The organism is Caballeronia pedi (genome assembly GCF_001544915.2).
Lineage (GTDB): Bacteria > Pseudomonadota > Gammaproteobacteria > Burkholderiales > Burkholderiaceae > Caballeronia > Caballeronia pedi.
In genome coordinates this window covers 23,445-40,456 of the sequence record NZ_FCOE02000057.1, presented here as the reverse complement: position 1 = coordinate 40,456, position 17,012 = coordinate 23,445, and the positions used below count along the sequence as shown (strand labels likewise).

The window sequence follows — 17,012 nt, the reverse complement described above, 5'->3', positions numbered from 1 at the left end:
GGCTGAACTGCTGTGCCGTCGCCGATCCCTGCACGGCGTCCGACGAACTGCCGAAGCTGCGTAAATAGATATCGGTTGCGCGGAGTTCGACATCGATCTCGTAGTGCTCGCGGTAGTGCTCCAGATCGAGCATCAGCGAGCCGCCGAGACCGTACGCGTTGAGCGCGCCGTCTTCCAAGAACTGGAGATTGGTGTTGGCGATATGGTTGAAGACAGTCTGCGCGACGCGCAGATCGCTCGCGACACGGCCGATCATGCCGTTGAGGATCGGTCGCAGGCGCAACTCATCGGTGATCGGGAAATCCCAGCCAATGCCGACGGTCGTGCTCGCGGTGTTCCATTTCGCCGGCACCGCGCGTTGCTGATTGCCGTCGGTCGCGATGAAGGTCGGATCGTAGCGGCTGTATGCGACAGTGCCTTCGAGATAGAGCGGAAACGACCGGCTAAGCGTGAAGCCACCGCCGAGCTGCGTCTGGCCGAAGCCCGGATTGCCGGTCGTGCCGCTGTTGATGGAGAGCGAGCTCGCCGTGACGTCCGGCACCGCGGTGTACGACATGATCGCGAGCACGGCGTTCGCGTAGCTCTTGACGTTGGTGCCGACGACGGCGCGGTCGGGCGCGGTTTGCGCGTGCGCGATCGCAGGCGCGACGGCGAACAGGACGAGCACCGAAAAGATGGGCAACCCGCTCGAAGACAGGATCGGCTTTCGCATGTGCGCAGCGCCCGGACGTTGAACAACTGGTTGGTCGTAGGTTGCAAACGGCCGCTCCGCCGATGCGCCATTGCATGCGCGGAGCCGTTGACCGATCCCACGGTCACACGCAGAAAATGTAGCCTACCGGGAGCCGGGCGCCAAGCCCGATGCATACGAGTGCGTTCACACGGCGAGCCAGGATTTCCTAAACTGGAACTATTCCGCGCAACGCAACGGGGAGACATTGATGAGACTGAACGAGCCGCGCATGTTGGTTGCCTCGATCAGTGTGTTCGTCTGGCTCACCGGCGATTACTTCACGATGCACGGTTTGCTGTATGACGTGAAGCCCGAATTCCGCTACGGCATGTCGGCGCTCGGCTTCGGCATCGTGATCTTCGTCATCGCATTGAATCCGCTCGCGCAACGCAGTTCGGGAAAGCGCGATCGATCGACCTGATCGGCCGTTCGTGTACTAGGCTATAGAAGCACCACAGAACTCAACGGAGAACTTCGCAATGGGTGATCTCTGGCTAGGCATGTAGACGAGTCCACTACCGACGACGAAATCCGGCAGTTTCTCTGCAATTGCGGCTTTCCTCCGTACGATTCGATTCAGCGTGTGCCCGGCATCGGAGAACATCCGGCCGCGGTCGTGAGTTTCGATAAGGCCGAGCCGCACGTGCTGCGCACGTTTCAGCCACGCATCCACAACATGTTCTGGAAAAATCGCGCAGCTCATGCTGCAGGTCGTGCCCGAGCGAAACGAAAGCTGAGGGCGTCGTGACGGGTCCGTGACCCTGTGCCGCGCGCTGCGGTTTCGACGCGGCCGCACGAGTTGCATCGAATCACATGGGAGCAAGCGGTTTAAGAAGAGAAGGCTGTCAGTGAATCGCGGGGCGGGCGCGAAGGCGCGGGCGTGCACGAGCGCCTAAACCGGAAACAGTTCGAGAAGGAGCTTGTGCGTCTGCATGTCGGGCGCGTGAGGCTGCAGGAATGGGCTGTCTATACGGGCGCGAAGATCTATTTCGTGTTCGAAGGGCGCGACGGCGCGGGGAACGGCGGCACGATCAAGGCGATCACGGAGCGCGTGAGCCCGCGCATCGTCCGCGTGATCGCGCTGCCCACGCTGCCCGCGCCCACCGAGCGCGAGAAGTCGCAGATGTACGTGCAGCGTTATCTGCCGCATCTGCCCGCGACGGGCCAAATCACGCTCTTCCACCGGAGTTGGTACAACCGCGCGGGCATCGAACGCGTGATGGGCTTCCGCACCGACGAGCAGGCGGCAACGTTCCTGAAAGGCGTGCCGCTCGTGGAACGCGCGATTATCGAATCGGGCATCATCCTGCTCAAATACTGGCTCGAAGTCGGCCAGCAGGAACAGACCCGGCGACTGGAAGAGCGCATTCACGACGAGCGCAAGATCTGGAAGCTCTCGCCGATGGCTCTGCGCTCGTACAGCCGCTGTTACGACTATTCGCGCGCCCGCGAGGACATGTTCGACGCGACCGACACCGATCTCGCGCCGTGGTACGTCGTGCGTTCCGATGACAAGCGCCGTGCTCGTCTGAACCTGATCAGCGATTTACTGGCGAACATTCCGTACAAGGCGGTGCCGCTGGAAAAGGTGAACCTGCCCACGCGCCAGAAGGCGGAGGGCTATCGCGAGAGCGACCGGCCGCTGCGCTACGTGCCCGAGCGTTCTGAGCGCGATATCGGCGCACGGATATCGATATGCTCATTAAGAGAAACAATGGGCGCGCGCATCCGCGAAACAAGTGGCGCTGGCCGTCGCCGCGCAATGCGACATCGACGCACTTCAACACACCTCAAACAGCGGCCGCCTCATCCGGGCGCGCGGCGTCGAGGTAAGCTTCGACCGCGCTGCCTATGGTTGGATGAAAGCACGCGTCGGGAAAGATCGACATCAACTCGAAGCGCCTGAGCTTGTCGCGGACGGGGTCTTTCATCTCGGCGAAATGCAAGTCGATGCCGCGGTCTCTCAAGGCGCGATGCAACTCGCGCAGCATGTCAGCCGACGTCACGTCCACACTCGTCACCGGCTCGGCGGTGACGACGACGCGCTTAACTTGCGACGGTGCCTGATCCACCGCTTCGATCACACGCTGCTGAAACAACTCCGCGTTCGCGAAGAAGAGCGGCGCATCCCAGCGAAACAGCAGCAGTCCAGGAATCTGCTTGGCGTTTGGGTAGCGCTTCAGGTCGTGATAGCCGCGCAATCCTTCCACCCGGCCCAGCACCGCGAAATGCGGACGCCAGCCGTCCCACAGGAACTCGATGATCGCGAGGACCACGGCGATGCAGATGCCGGGTATCGCACCGAACAGGGCGACGCCGACGAAGCAGCAGACGGACAGCCAGAACTCCCACTGCTGAATGCGATAGATGCGCTTCAGATCGCTGAACTCGAAGAGACCGATCGCCGCTGCGATCACGACCGCCGCGAGCGCGCTGTTGGGCAGATGCCGCAGAAGATTCGGCGCGGCGAGCAGCACGGCCGCGACGGCCAGCGCCCCGACGATACCCGTCACCTGCGTGCGCGCGCCCGCCGCTTCGGCGACCGGCGTGCGCGATGAGCTGCTGCTGATCGGAAAGCCCTGGAAAAGCCCGGTCGCGAGATTGGCGACGCCCAGTCCGATCATTTCCTGATTCGGATCGACGCGCACGTTGGCCCGTGCCGCGAAGGTGCGCGACAGCACGCTCGTGTCCGCGAACGCGATCAGCGCCACGGCGCAACCGCCGAGCACGATCCGGACGATGTCCGCGCCGCTCGCCCACGGCAGCGACAACGCGGGCAATCCCTGGGGAATCGTCCCGAGCACCTTCACACCTTCACGGTCGAGATGAAACACCATGACGCACAGGGTCGCGAGCACGACCGCGATCAGAATGCCCGGCACCTTGTCGAAGCGCTTGAGCAGCAGAAAGAGCGCGAGACTGCCTGCGCCCACGGCAAAGCTGGTCCAGTTGGATTGCCCGGCGGCGATGGCTCGGGCAAGTTCGAGCAGATCGCGCAGCGGCCCCCGGTCCTCGATGGAAATCGCGAAGAGCTTGGGCAACTGGCTGATCAGCACGGTCAGCGCGATGCCGTTCATGTAGCCATAGCGGATCGGCTTGGACAGCAACTCCGTGACGAAGCCGAGCTTGAGCATGCCGAACACGATGCACACGACGCCCGAGACGATCGCCATCATGCCCGCGACGGCGATGGCGCGCGAGGGATCGCCCGCCGCGCTGATCACGACGATTGCGAGGACGGGCGCGGCGAGCGCCGAGTCGGGACCGAGCACGAGAATCCGGCTCGGACCGAAGATCGCATAGGCCAGGAGTGGTACGATCGTCGCGTACAGACCGCATACGCCGGGTACGCCCGACGCCTCCGCGTACGCGATGCCGACTGGCACGAGCATCGTCGTCAGCACGAGGCCAGCGACGATGTCGTTCTTCAGCCACCCCGCGCGATAGTCCCTGAGCATGGCGACGATTGGCAGATAACGCTTCCAGCGCCGCACGGCGTCGGCAGCGACGAGGCGCAATCGGACCGGATCATCGGTTTGCATGTATTGGCGGTCGTGAGCGTTCAATGAAGAAAGCGCGCGAGCACGACGACGTACACCGCCGTGACCGCGAGTTGGCACACCGTGAGCGGCAGGCCATAGCGCAGGAACCGGCCGAAGCTGATCGGCGCGCCTTCCTGCGTGCAGATTCCCGCAGCCACGACATTCGCCGCGGAACCGACGAGCGTCGCGTTACCACCGAGGGTCGCGCCGTACATCATGGCGATGAAGACGGGAATGACCTGTTCGGGCCACTGCGTGAACTGGTCCGACAAGGCTGATTCCGGCACGAACTCCGCGGTGACGAGATAGCCCTTGACCATGACAATGGACGCGGCCGCGACCGGCACATTCGCGAGCAGCGAGGACAGCAGGCCGATCCCGCAGATCATCGCGAGCGCGACGAGCGTGAGGCGCGTGCCGAACACCTCGTACAGCTTGAGCGACATGACCTGCAGCAAGCCCGTTTTCGCCATGCCCTGCACGAGACAGAAGATGCAGGTCAGGAACAGCAGCGTCTTCCAGTCGACATCGCGCAGCACGCGATCGGTCGGCTCGACCCTGAACGCGTACGCGACGAGCAGCGCAAGTGCACTGGCTATCACCGCGACCACGGGCGGCACGATGCGCGTGGGCAACTCCTCGCCGAGCACGAACAGCACCATCATGAGCGCGAGTACCAGGACCGCCAGCGCGGCGTAGACCGGCCGCTTCAGTTTGGCGCGCGAGACGCGGGGCGGCAGAGGCGTGACGCTGCGCCAGATACCCCGCATCAGAACGGGCAAGATCGGAATCACCACGGTGATCGCGAGCAGGCCGCCGAGGCTCGCACGCCGCAGATACTCGCCGAAGCTCATGCCGATCGAACTGCCGACGAGGAAGGTCGCAGGGTCGCCGACGAGCGTCAGCAGGCCGGCGGCATTGCTGAGGAGGGCGGTCAGGATCATGGGCGGCACGATGTCGATGTCGAGCGCGCGGGCGACGCGAATGATGATCGGGGCGAGCAGGATCACCGTCGTTGCATTGGGAAGCAACGCACACAGCGGCGCGACGATCACGATCAGCAGGAGCAGAAAGCGCTTGCCGCTGCCCGCCGTGGCCCTGAGATAATAATCGCCGACGAGATCGAAGAGGCCCGTGGTCGCGAGGATTCGCGCGACGATCATGCCGCCGAACAGCAGGCTGATCGGCCCCGCCGCCGTTCGCGCGGTCGCGAGCAGATCCTGTTCGTCGACGATGCCGAGCGCGATCAGCACACTCGCGCCGACGAGCGCGGCGACAGCCATGTCGATCAGATCGAAGGCGATCACGAGTATGACCACCGAGAACACGCCGACGACGAGGTAGATTTGCCAGTCGCTCATGATGGGCTCGCGCGGGTCTCATTGCATGGGCGGCGCGTACATCAGGCCGCCGCGTCGGTAGAGCTCGTTCAGGCCGCGCTCGAGTTTGATCGGACTGCCGGCGCCCAGATTGCGATCGAACATTTCTCCGTAGTTGCCAGCGCTCTTCAGCGCGCGAAGCGTCCAGCCGGGCGCGATGCCCAGCGTCGCGCTCACGCTCGCGTCCGGGACGAGCGCGCGCGCAACGAGCGGATCGCGAACGCGCTCAGCCTCATTCTGACGAGTCACGCCGAACTCTTCCGCGGTGATCAGCGTAAAGAGCACCCAGCGCACGATGACGAGCCACGCGTCATCGCCGCCGCGCACGGCTGGCGCGTGCGGTTGCTTCGAAATTCGCTCCGACAGGATCGCCAACGCCGACGCACCGCCGGGCGTGCGGCTGCGCAGCGTGGCGAGCAGGGATAGGTCGGCCGTCAAGGCGCGGCATCGCCCGGCGGTGAAGGCCTGCTCCAGCTCCGTCGCCGAGCCGAGTACCACGGGTTTCAGATCCAGCGCGTTCGCATTCGAGTAGGCGACGAGATTGCCTTCGCTGCTCGTCTCGCGTTGAACGCAGACGCTCGCCCCCTTGAGCGATTCGAGCGTGCGAACGCCGCTCGCCGTCGAAACCATGAAACCCTGAGCGTCATAAAACAGCACGCCCGCGAATTGAATCCCGAGCGTGCCTTCACGCAAGAGGGTCCAAGTCGTGTTGCGCGCGAGCAAATCGACACGGCTTGTTCTGAGCGCTGGAAAGCGGGCGGGCGTCCTGAGCGGGACGAAGGCGACCTTGTTCGCATCGCCGAGCGTCGCGGCGGCCACCGCGCGGCAGAAATCCACGTCGATGCCGGACCAGTGTCCAGACGCATCCTGTTGAGAAAAGCCGGCGATGCCGTCGCTGACGCCGCATCGCAGGACACCTCGCGCCTCGACCTGCGCGAGCGTGGCCGATCCCGCCGCGACGGCGGGGACCGACGATGTCGGCAGCGCGAGCAGTGCGGCGCCTACGATCGCGATGAATTTCACCGCAGCATTGCGCATCGTCTTCTCGATATGAAGACTCCCGTTCACGGCGTCTTGTCACGTAGTTCGTGCTCGTACCGGCAGGGCGTCCGATGTTCCTTTCCGCTGCCTTGTCCGACGGGACACGTGCCACATTAGTTGTAGACGAAAACTGGTCCAGTTCAAGCGGTCGTTTGCCCGAAGTCGCGCGTAGCGAAAGCCGAGTGCGACAGCGCGTGGACGGAAAGCCTCGTTTGCCCGATACTGTGACCTCTCCGAAAGGCCGGGAGATTCCGATGCGCGCAAACGTCTCGCTGCCTGTTCTAGCTCTACCGATTCTCCTCGCCGCCTGCAACACGCCACCCATCCCGCCGGGGAAATCGGTGGATATACCGACGGCGCTCCAGAATGTCCTGGACGGCGTGTGCAACTTCAAGAAGGCACAGGCCGAGCACAAACAGGATTACGGTGTCGCGATCGAATCAATCACCGTGGAACTCGACCTGACCGTCGACGGCGCGCAGAGTCCGCCCGTCGCCGTCGCGCCCGATATCAAGTTCATCCCGACCGTCAGTTACGGGCACATCATCACGGCGAATACGGGAAGCAGGCTGCTCGTTTCGCTGAAGAACGTCGACGCCACCAGAGGGGCCGACATGAAGTGTCCACCGTCCGCGCCAGCGAAGCAGGACAACATCCCGGTCCAGTGAAGCACGCGGCCGCCGGCTGCACGACATCGGCGCACGCTCGGCGCGGGATCTGTCTTGGCGCGTCAAGCCTTGAACCCTTGACGTATCTCACTATTCTGTAAGAAGGCCGAAGCCCGATCCGCGAAACGCCTCTGAATCGGAATGCGAAAGGTGGATCGACTTCGTCAAGGCGCACGCACCCAATTTCGTTCGAGAACTGGTCGTGACCGGTCTCAGGGTTCCTGCGTTGTCCGTGCTCGACGACCTTAGCCGCAAAACAATGCATGTGCGCCGTTACGGCAGTTCCTAAGAGAGCCTCACCGATTCGAGCAACCGCTTCCCGTGCTTCCTTAGATCCACAATGACGCAGAGGGTGCCGAACTCAAACAAGTTTCGTATCGACTTCTGCAGGAGGGACGCGCAACGGGCAGGAGCAGTCCAGAAGCCGAGCCGCTGAACGCGCGATGCCGATGCGGTACCGTCCGCATGAGTTGATGCAAGTGTTCGTGTCTTCGATGGTCGCTAGCCGGTTCAGGAGAACAACGCATGACAAAGCTGCTGATCGACGTGGTCATCTTTCTTGCTTCGGCGCTGATCACGGTGCCGCTGGCTGTTCGCTTCGGCTTTGGCGCGGTGCTCGGCTATCTGCTTGCGGGCGTTTTAATCGGCCCCTGGGTACTGAGGCTCGTGACCGACGTCGACGCAATCCTCCATTTTTCCGAGTTGGGCATCGTGCTGATGATGTTCGTGATCGGACTCGAAATGAAGATCGATGCGTTGTGGGCCATGCGCCGCACCATCTTCGGCTACGGGACCATGCAGATGACCGTTTGCGCCGCCGCGTTGCTGGGCATTTTCATGATGCTGGGGCTGCCCTGGCGCATTGCGCTGACGGGCGGCTTGGCGCTATCGCTGTCGTCGACGGCGATGGTCATGTCCGAGTTGCAGGAGCGCAAGCTCATGGACATGCCGACGGGCCGCGCGGGATTCGGCATTCTGCTGTTCCAGGACATGGCGGCCATTCCGCTGATCGCGCTCCTGCCGCTGCTCGGGCCGACGGTGCCCGTGCCTGCCGCTGAACCGGGCTGGCTCGTCGCGCTGAAGGCGCTCGCGATGCTGGGCGCCATCGCGCTCGTCGGGCGCTACCTGCTGAACGCCGTGCTGCGGCTCATCACCAGCACGGGCGTCCCGGAGATCTTCACCGCATTCGCACTGCTCTGGATCGTCGGTATCGCGCTGCTCATGGAGAGCGTGCATCTGTCGATGTCGCTGGGCGCGTTCGTGGCGGGTGTGCTGCTCGCCGATTCCGACTTTCGCCATGAAATCGAAGTCGACATGGCGCCGTTCAATGGCTTGTTGCTCGGTTTGTTTTTCATCGCGGTAGGCATGTCGATGGATTTCAGCGTGCTCACGCGTGAGCCGGTGCGGGTAGCGGTACTCGTCGTGGCGGTGGTGAGTGTGAAGGCGGTGGCGCAGTGGTTTCTTGCCCGTCGCTTCGAAATGCCGGCATCGCACCGGGCCTACTTCGCCATTCTGCTGTCGCAAGGCGGTGAGTTCGCATTCGTCGTGATGGCCGCATCGCTGGCCGCAGGTGTGATCGATCAGGGTCAGGCATCGCTCGTGACGCTGGTCGTCGCGCTCTCAATGGTCTCCACGCCCCTGTTGTTGCTCGGGCACGGCCGGCTGTCCGAAGCAACCGCGCGGGCACGGACAGGGTAAGCGTGTTTCCTCGATCACGGCAGTTAGACGTGATCGAGAAGGTTCATGCGCGGATTTGTTCTGGAAGTCATGTTGCCCGCCCCGTACTGAACGGGTGAGCGCGAGGAGGCACCAAAATGCTATCGTCGATTTCTGAGCGCACGCTCTCCAGAGAGCTGCTCGACGTCCTGATTCGCGCCGGTCTCGTCGCTGTTCTGGCCGTCTTCTGTTTTCGGGTATTCGTCCCGTTCCTCGACCTGATGGTCTGGGCGCTAATCCTCGCGGTCACGCTGTACCCGCTTCAGGTCAGACTCCGCGGCCCGTTTGGAGGCAGGGACGGTCTGATCGCCACGTTGATCATCTTTGTCGCGTTTGCCGTCATCCTTGTGCCGACTTATTTGCTCGGCGTGGCGGTTGCCACGTCCATCGAGCGCGCGATGGCCATCGTCAGGAGCGGCAGCTTCCAGATTCCGCCGCCGGCGGAATCGGTGGCCGCGTGGCCGTTGGTCGGTCAGCGGGTGTACGACTTCTGGGCGCAGGCGTCAACGGATGTCTCTGGTCTGGCGCACAAGTTCGCGCCACAGCTCAAGGAAGCCGGTCTAGCCGTGCTGGGCACGATCACCGGACTGGGCGCCGGGCTGATCGTGTTCTTTCTCGCCTTGATCGTCGCGGGTATCTTCATGGCTCATGGCGAGAAGGGCTATCGCAGCGCCGTGCAGATCGCCTCGCGCATCTCCGGGCCCGAGAATGGCCAGCAGATCGCGGATCTTTGCACGGCCACGATTCGGGCGGTGGCGCAAGGCGTGGTCGGGATCGCGTTCATCCAGATGCTGCTGATCGGCATCGGCTTTGTCATCATGGGCGTTCCCGGCGCGGGTCTGCTCGCGCTCGCCGTGCTGCTGATCGGCATCATGCAGTTGCCGGCGACGTTGATCACGATCCCCGTCATCATCTTCGTGATCGTGACGAATGGCGTGAGCGCGGCGACGATCATCTTCTCGGTCTATACATTCATCGCCGGTCTCGCCGATAACGTGCTCAAGCCGATGCTGCTGGGCCGCGGCGTCGCGGTGCCCATGCCCGTGGTGCTGATCGGCGCGCTCGGCGGCATGGTGACGGGCGGCGTGATCGGACTGTTCATCGGTCCCGTGATGCTTGCGGTCGCCTACAAGCTGTTCTGGCGATGGGTGAAACAACAACCGTCCCTGGAACCCCCGCAACAACAGGAGCGGCTCTGAACGCGCCGTGGAGACGGCGTCCATGTCGCCTTCGATGCATGCCTTCCCGATCAGACGGCTGCCGTGGACAGTCTGCGTCATCGTGGGCCTCGCGTCGATGCTGAGCGGCTGCATGCGCGTGGGGCCGGACTTTCATCCGCAACACGAGCGCTGGAGCGAACACTGGAACAGCACGTCGCTCGAACAGGTCACGCAGCAGGCGCCGCAGCCCGATGTCCGACAATGGTGGCGAGTCTTCGGTGACGAAAATCTCGAACGCCTGATGGAACAAGCCGATGTCGGTAACGGCGACCTGCAGATCGCCGGCTTGCGCGTAATCGAGGCGCGCGCACAGCTGGGCATCGCGATCGCGGGACGCTATCCGCAAGTGCAGCAGGCCAGCGCCGAGGTGCTCGCGACGGCCCAAAAGCGTTCGGACGGTTTCGATCCACGCTCGGGCGTGTATCTGGCGTATGGCGCGGGCTTCGTCGTCGGCTGGGAGCTCGACTTCTGGGGGCGTTTCGCACGCGCGATCGAGTCGGCCGACGCCGGGTTCTTCGCCGCGCAGGCGAACCGCGACGCCGCGCTGGTTCTTCTGCACGCTCAGGTCGCCGACACCTATTTCACGCTGCGCACCGGCGAGGCGCGCCTGCGCATTGCCCGCGAGAACGCCCAGTTGCAGAAGCGCAGCTACGACATCGCGCAAAAACTCTTCAAGGCCGGCGAGACGGATGAACTGGATTTCCAGCAGGCGAATACGCAGTATCTGGGCACGCTGAGCAGCATCCCTGAACTCGAGAGCCAGATCGTGCTCGCGAAACACGCGCTCTCTCTGTTGATGGGGCGGCCGCCCGGCCCGTTGCCGGAAATCGGTGTGTCGTCCGGCAAGGAAGGCGTGATTCCGCTGGTGGACCGCGCCGTCCTGCAGGACGTACCCGCCGATCTGCTGCTGCGCCGCCCCGACGTGCGCGCCGCTGAATATCAGATGGCCGCGCAGTCGGCGCTCATCGGCGTGGCGCAAGCGGATCTCTATCCGTCGGTGTCCCTGCTCGGCACGCTCGGCTTCAGCGCAAGCTCGCTGAAGGGCTCACCGAGCACGCTTGCCGTGGCGATCGGCCCCAGCGTGATCTGGAACGTCTTCGATCACGGCAGAATCACGAACAATGTGCGCGTCCAGGACGCGCGGCTGCAGCAGTTGACGGTCGCTTATCAGAACACCGTGCGCGAAGCGGCGCGCGAGGCCGATGACGCCGCTACCTCGCTGATCGCCGCGTCGCGCCGCGACGCCATCCTGAACGAGGCGCAAGGGGCCGCGCGGCGTTCGCTGACGCTCGCCAGCACGATCTATCGGGAGGGGTACTCGGACTTCCAGCGCGTGCTCGATGCGCAGCGCGCGCTGTTCGCCCAGCAGGACGCCTATGTCGTCAATCGTCGCCACGCGATCGGCAGTCTGATCGCGCTCTACAAGGCGCTGGGCGGCGGCTGGACCACGCGCCAGCCGCTCGTCGATGCCGCGACACGCCAGCAGATGCAGCAACGCACCGACTGGGGCAATCTGCTGAACGAGGTGAGCGCGGCGCCCGCCGCGAACGCGCCATCCGAGGGAGCGGCCCGATGAGCGAAACGTCCGAGTCGTCAGAAGCCGCATCGGCGCGCAGGCCGCCTGCTCCGGCTGGTGATCCATCGGGCAAGGCGCTGAAGTGGATCATCACGCTGATCGTCGTGAGCCTGATCTGGTATCTGCTGGCCGACCGCATCACGCCCTATACGCAGCAGGCGCGCGTGCAGGCCTATGTGGTGCCCGTTGCCGCGGAAGTATCGGGCCGGGTGACGCGCGTGCTGGTGCGCGACAATCAAGAGGTCAACGCAGGCGACGTGCTTTTCGAAATCGACGGCGAGCAGTACCGAATCACTGCCGATCGCGCGCGGGCCGATCTCGAAACCATGCGCCGGCAGATCGGCGCAAGCACGGCCGGCATCGATTCGGCGCGTGCGTCTCTGCGCGCGGCCATCGCGAACGAGGTCAAGGCGCGGCAGGACAGCGAGCGGCTCGAAAGGCTGTATCGCGAGGACGAAGGCACGATCTCGTTGCGGCGTCTCGAAGTGGCGCGAGCGACGTACGAGCAAGCTCAGAGTCAGGTTGTCGCGGCGCGCGCGGAAGTCGAGCGTGCGCGCGAACAGCAGGGCGGTATCGAGGCGGAAAACGCGCAGCTGCGTAGCGCGGCCGCGGCGCTCCAGAAGGCCGAACTCGATCTTGCCAACACGCGCATCAGGGCGCGAACCGGCGGCGTCATCACTGATCTCGGCACGGAAGTTGGCCAGTTCGCATCGGCAGGCAAGGCGGTGATGACGCTGATCGCGATCCGCGACGTGTGGATCAGCGCGGACATGACTGAAAACAATCTCGGCCGCCTCAGGCCTAGCACGCCCGTGTCTATCGTGCTGGATGCGCTGCCGGGCGAAGTCTTCACAGGGCGGATTCGCAGCATCGGGTTTGGCGTGAGTGTGGGACAGAGCACGCCACCCGGCAGTCTGCCGACCGTACAGACGAGCCGCGACTGGCTGCGGCCGGCCCAGCGCTTTCCGGTGATCGTCGAGTTCGACAAGGATGAGCGCGCGCGTCTCTACAACCTGCGTGTCGGCGGGCAGGCCGAGGTGATGGCGTTTCCGAGTCAAGGCAATCCGCTCAATCCACTCGGTCGCATGTTCCTGCGTGTGATGAGCTGGCTGGCCTACGTCTACTGAGTACGCCCATGGAAAACAGGCTCCAGATTCCCGGCCGTCGTACGCTACGCATGGCGAGCGGGACGGCGCTGTGCCTCGAGATCAGCTTCGCGCTGGAGTTCCCGGTGCCTGTGATCGCGCCGGTGTTCGCGGTCTTTCTGCTCGCGACGCAGAACCGGCCGCTGTCGTTCAGGGCAGCCGCGATGTTGGCGCTGGTCGTGATGCTGACTACCGGTAGCGGTCTGCTGCTCGTTCCGCTGCTTCGACATTACGCGCTCGCCGGCGTAATGCTCGTCGGCCTGTTGCTTTTCGTCGCGTTCCTCTATGGCGTGCGCGGCGATAACAACCTTGTCGCGACCTTCCTGGTGGCGGGACTCACGATGATCTCCGCAGCCGGCACGGCCGACTTCCAGTTGGGCGCGACCGTGGTCGGCGCGCTGGTGAAAGGGCTGCTGCTCGCCTTGCTGGTATCGGCGCTCATGCACGGCCTGTTCCCCGAGACTGCGAACGCGCGGCCCCCGCCTGCCGCGAAAGCTGTGTCCGCCAGTCAGACCGCGCGTATTGCACTTCGCGCCGCGCTCGTGGTCATGCCGGCGTACCTTCTCGCAATGACCGACCCGGCGAGCTATATGCCGATCATCATGAAGTCAGTCAGCCTCGGACGACAGAGTTGCACCACGACCGCGCGCGGCGCGGCGCGGGAGCTCATCGGCTCGACACTGCTCGGCGGACTGCTCGCGATCCTATTCTGGTTTGCGCTGAAACTCTCGGTGCACCTGTGGATGTTCTTCCTGTGGATGTTGCTGTTCGGTTTGCTGGTCGGGCGCAGGTTCTATGGCATCAGGATGACGCGCTACCCGCCCGGTGTCTGGCTGAATGGCTTCATCACGATGATCATCCTGCTGGGTCAGTCCGTGCAGGACAGTATCGCGGGCAAGGACGTCTATACCGCGTTTGCGGTGCGCATGGGGCTTTTCTTTGCGGTCACCCTTTACGCGTGCCTGATGCTGCTGGTTTTCGATCGAGCGCGCAGCAGGTGATGGCGCTCCGGCGAAAACTGGCGCTTCCCGATGCGGAGCCGCCTGCTTCAAAATAAGAACGATTCAGACTGAACCTTTTATCGTCGCCTGAGCTTGCGCCTGGAAACCGATCCGCCATGAAGACGACATCGAGGCCCTCGTGCTCGATGACACACGGTCTGTCGTCAGTGGGCGTTACTTGTGATGTGCGATCTCTTCTGCAGAGGCCGACTTGATCACGTCTCACATAGTCAGTATTTGATGTCTCTTGCGGCTTGACGCCCGTGCTGTTTCGTCTGCCGTTTGTCCTGTCGGCAATGCGCGTTCGATTGCTGGTTGGCGGCGCGGCAATCCTGCTTGGTGTGCCGAGAGTTCTGGCGCGTATCCTGACGGACGTCGCGGCCGGCGCGACGTTGTTGTGCCTGCTCCTTTGGCATAGACACGCCCGGCCAGGAACAGACGAGGATGGCAGTGACGAACGCGGTGAGCCTGAGGTTACTAGCGAGCATGATGTCAGTTCCGGAGGACGAGTCGAGACGTCGCGGATGTGATGTGTACATCAAGATAGCTGCATGCTCGACCGTTGTGAATCGACTTTTGCAACGGCAACGCCTGGCGTTAGACGGCATGAAAATTCGATTGGATAAAAAATCGAAATGCTGCCGGGCAGGCACGGTTACATCGACCGGAGAAAGCGTCAGTGAAACTATGCGAAGCGATCACCGGAGCATGTCTCTCGTTTGTCCTGGGCAGCGCCTGGGCAGGCCCAGTCGATCTTTCGAACGCACTGTCCAATTTCTTTGGCGCGGAGTTCGGTTCGACGACCGAATACGCCGAACGGCAAGGACTGCATCGTTGGCGTGCTTCCGGGTATGCGATACGTGACGAGGGGTGGCCATCTGTTCGAGTGGTATGGAACCTCTATGCGCAATACAACTTCCGGAGCCTGATGGGGTTTCAGTGGGGGCCGGAGTTGGCGCTTCGTTCAGGACGACGGAATGTCGATGAAGCAGTCGTGTCTCAGGTGCACAACGTCTCAAACACGCTGGAAGGCGGGGGTATGTCGGCTACGAGTACAGTCGCGTCGGTAATGTGCCTTCCGTTTGCGAGGGGAGGTTACCGTGGTCACGAATGCTGGCTCCGTCTACACGGGTGCCCGCACGTCACTGAATACGAGCGCATGGTTTCCGCTGCATGCGCGTGTTCGTCGGCGGCGGACTCGGAGCGACATGGGTGAGCGGCGGCTTCAACGAGACCTACTACGGCGTGACATCCGAGGACTCACAGAAGTGCGAGTTCCCAGTCTTCAACCCCGGTGGCGGCCTTTAATCAGATTACCGGCTGGATCGCCGGTATCTTTCCCTAAGCCCGAAGTGGTATGCGGGCGCGATGGTTTACTACCAGCGCCTGATGGGTGATTCGGCAGCCAGCCCGATCGTGTTCGCGGTCTCTGCGGTCGGCGGTCGTTGGGCTGCGAACCTCTGCAAACTGCCATAAGTGGTCTTCTGAACGTGTCGTCGCGACGTACCAGAAGGTTGTCAACGCCGATCTGGCAGCGCGAACGGGGCGATTTCAGTAAAGCGGGCTAGTGGACGAAACAAAACCGGCGCGCATCATGTGCATTCTTTGAAAGGGAAACCAAGGGGGCGGTCTGCAGCCACGCTCCAAGGCATCAGCGCTGCGCTGCAATGCGACGCGCGTTGCAGTGCGCGAAGGCTGAGGAGGAGCGTAGTGGCTCTGCGGTTTCTCACTTGGGTTTAGACTCCTTGCACTCCGTTTCGAACCAATGGTCGACCCGGCGCTGTGCCGCGTGTAGATCTGCTGGATAGTTTGGGTCGTCGTGCCACGGTGATGGGTTGTAGCCCGCTTTGCTCAGAGCCGAAAGCTCGCTTCGGGCTTGTGACCTCGTCCGAGGCGCGTCGCGTTTGGTCGCGGCGAGGTCATGGCACTCGGTAGGGGTCAGATGTGGCCCGCTGTGTGATACGCCGGCGGCGGCATAGCCAGTCAGAAAGAGCGCCGACGCAGCGAATGTCGAGCAGCCTTTCGTAAGCTTCTTCATAATGCGTCTCCATGCGGCCAATTGGCGCGACGCAAGCGTCGCGATGCCGCCGGTCGCGCATAACTTCTTCACCTATTTTGCCTTAATCCAGCCACCGGAAGAGGGGAAGAAGCGCACTGTACAAACGGAGGAAAGTCAGGCGTCAACGCCTCGAATGACCATCGCATTTCCGAAAGGGAAATACGCTCACCGGATGTCGAGCGCACGAGAAGCATCGCGTGTTTCTGCCGATCGCGTCGGACAGCAGTCGACTAATGAGCCGTCGTTCGTCTGTATCCGCACTCAGACATTCGGGCAACTGCTTCGCTCAGTATGCGACCGTTCGGCAATATTTGGAGCGGGACCTGGCTGGGTACGGCTGACGTAACGTGTCCATGATCGGCCGGGAAAGGAAGTTTTAAACTTGCAATCTCCGCGTCCCGAATGCGGTGCATTTTTTGCCTGCACGGTCCCCCTGAAGACGGAGTCAATCATGCTACACAATGTGCTGGCCGCCGCTCCGGCCATGGTCCTGTGCCTGTTGCTGCAAGGCGTGGTGGTAGCCATCTGCCTGCGCCGTTACGCGCGGTTTCGGCGCAACTTTAAGAGTCAGGACTTGCTATGGGTGGACGTCCTGCTATTGATCGCCGTGATGCTGATGACCTTGCTCTGCAATTTCGCCCAAATGGCAATCTGGGCTGCGCTGTTCATGTTCTTAGGCGAGTTTTCAGATTTTGCCACTGCTCTTTATCACTCCGCGGTCAACTTCATCACTCTGGGCTACGGCGACATTGTCATGTCCAAGCAATGGCGCATGCTTGGCCCAATTGAAGCCGCCAACGGCATCCTGATGTTTGGAGTCTCAACATCGGTGATGACGGCCGCGGTCATGGATGTGATTAAGTACCATCATGCCCGGATGCAGCAGGAGTAGCCGCGAAAGCACGGCACATGAAGCGCTGAAGGAATGAAAA

The 17,012-nt window shown here is 62.9% G+C and carries 16 protein-coding genes and 1 pseudogene; 10 read left to right on the top strand and 7 right to left on the bottom strand.

The annotated features are described in order from the left end of the window. On the bottom strand, positions 1–712 hold a 712-nt coding region (locus AWB80_RS39350; protein ID WP_061180016.1), incomplete at its 3' end, for a hypothetical protein. A gap of 229 nt (positions 713–941) precedes the next feature. On the opposite strand from AWB80_RS39350, the gene AWB80_RS39345 reads away from it, so the two are divergent. Further along, a complete protein-coding gene (locus tag AWB80_RS39345) occupies positions 942–1,154 on the top strand; it encodes a DUF2964 family protein (RefSeq protein ID WP_244207002.1) in 213 nt (70 codons plus the stop codon). A 15-nt stretch (positions 1,155–1,169) separates the two neighbouring features. Here AWB80_RS39345 and AWB80_RS44210 read toward each other — a convergent pair whose 3' ends face one another. Next, positions 1,170–1,436: a hypothetical protein gene (locus AWB80_RS44210; protein WP_061180015.1), complete on the bottom strand. Its 267-nt coding sequence runs from the start codon at positions 1,434–1,436 to the stop codon at positions 1,170–1,172. Between the two features lie 177 nt (positions 1,437–1,613). Here AWB80_RS44210 and ppk2 point away from each other — a divergent pair. Then, positions 1,614–2,396 (top strand): annotated as a pseudogene (ppk2, locus tag AWB80_RS39335) (polyphosphate kinase 2); the annotation flags it as partial. A gap of 127 nt (positions 2,397–2,523) precedes the next feature. Here ppk2 and AWB80_RS39330 read toward each other — a convergent pair. The 3 genes from AWB80_RS39330 to AWB80_RS39320 all read right to left on the bottom strand — a co-directional run bounded on the left by AWB80_RS39330 (position 2,524) and on the right by AWB80_RS39320 (position 6,722). Then, entirely contained in the window at positions 2,524–4,191 is a 1,668-nt protein-coding gene (locus AWB80_RS39330; RefSeq protein ID WP_425266938.1) for a SulP family inorganic anion transporter, read from the bottom strand. 104 nt (positions 4,192–4,295) lie between these two features. After that, positions 4,296–5,636, bottom strand: coding sequence for an ArsB/NhaD family transporter (locus AWB80_RS39325; RefSeq protein WP_061180013.1), 1,341 nt, complete (start codon positions 5,634–5,636; stop codon positions 4,296–4,298). 18 nt (positions 5,637–5,654) lie between these two features. Continuing rightward, positions 5,655–6,722, bottom strand: a complete 1,068-nt coding sequence (locus AWB80_RS39320; RefSeq protein ID WP_244207000.1) for an amino acid ABC transporter substrate-binding protein — start codon at positions 6,720–6,722, stop codon at positions 5,655–5,657. Positions 6,723–6,949: 227 nt separating this feature from the next. Between AWB80_RS39320 and AWB80_RS39315 the strand changes: the two genes are divergently transcribed. From AWB80_RS39315 to AWB80_RS39290, 6 genes are all read left to right on the top strand, one after another. After that, a complete protein-coding gene (locus tag AWB80_RS39315) occupies positions 6,950–7,363 on the top strand; it encodes a hypothetical protein (protein ID WP_061180011.1) in 414 nt (137 codons plus the stop codon). 525 nt (positions 7,364–7,888) lie between these two features. Next, a complete protein-coding gene (locus AWB80_RS39310; RefSeq protein ID WP_061180010.1) occupies positions 7,889–9,061 on the top strand; it encodes a monovalent cation:proton antiporter-2 (CPA2) family protein in 1,173 nt (390 codons plus the stop codon). A 116-nt stretch (positions 9,062–9,177) separates the two neighbouring features. Then, complete coding sequence (locus tag AWB80_RS39305) at positions 9,178–10,278, top strand: AI-2E family transporter (protein ID WP_061180009.1); 1,101 nt, start codon at positions 9,178–9,180, stop codon at positions 10,276–10,278. 22 nt (positions 10,279–10,300) lie between these two features. Next, positions 10,301–11,875, top strand: a complete 1,575-nt coding sequence (locus AWB80_RS39300) for a TolC family protein (RefSeq protein ID WP_425266937.1) — start codon at positions 10,301–10,303, stop codon at positions 11,873–11,875. Then, positions 11,872–13,002, top strand: a complete 1,131-nt coding sequence (locus AWB80_RS39295) for an HlyD family secretion protein (RefSeq protein ID WP_061180008.1) — start codon at positions 11,872–11,874, stop codon at positions 13,000–13,002. Before AWB80_RS39300 ends, AWB80_RS39295 begins: the two co-directional genes overlap by 4 nt. Positions 13,003–13,010: 8 nt before the next feature. Further along, positions 13,011–14,021, top strand: a complete 1,011-nt coding sequence (locus tag AWB80_RS39290) for a DUF2955 domain-containing protein (protein WP_061180007.1) — start codon at positions 13,011–13,013, stop codon at positions 14,019–14,021. A 230-nt stretch (positions 14,022–14,251) separates the two neighbouring features. On the opposite strand, the gene AWB80_RS39285 is transcribed toward AWB80_RS39290, so the two are convergent. Further along, positions 14,252–14,509 carry a hypothetical protein gene (locus tag AWB80_RS39285; protein ID WP_061180018.1) on the bottom strand — a complete coding sequence of 86 codons (258 nt, stop codon included), beginning with the start codon at positions 14,507–14,509 and terminating at the stop codon, positions 14,252–14,254. A 685-nt stretch (positions 14,510–15,194) separates the two neighbouring features. On the opposite strand from AWB80_RS39285, the gene AWB80_RS45185 reads away from it, so the two are divergent. Continuing rightward, entirely contained in the window at positions 15,195–15,329 is a 135-nt protein-coding gene (locus AWB80_RS45185; protein ID WP_244206998.1) for a MipA/OmpV family protein, read from the top strand. A gap of 418 nt (positions 15,330–15,747) precedes the next feature. On the opposite strand, the gene AWB80_RS39275 is transcribed toward AWB80_RS45185, so the two are convergent. After that, a complete protein-coding gene (locus AWB80_RS39275; RefSeq protein ID WP_087131970.1) occupies positions 15,748–16,059 on the bottom strand; it encodes a DUF4148 domain-containing protein in 312 nt (103 codons plus the stop codon). 472 nt (positions 16,060–16,531) lie between these two features. On the opposite strand from AWB80_RS39275, the gene AWB80_RS39270 reads away from it, so the two are divergent. Further along, on the top strand, positions 16,532–16,972 hold the full coding sequence (locus AWB80_RS39270; protein WP_061180006.1) for a potassium channel family protein: 441 nt from the start codon (positions 16,532–16,534) through the stop codon (positions 16,970–16,972). The last annotated feature ends 40 nt before the right edge of the window (positions 16,973–17,012 follow it).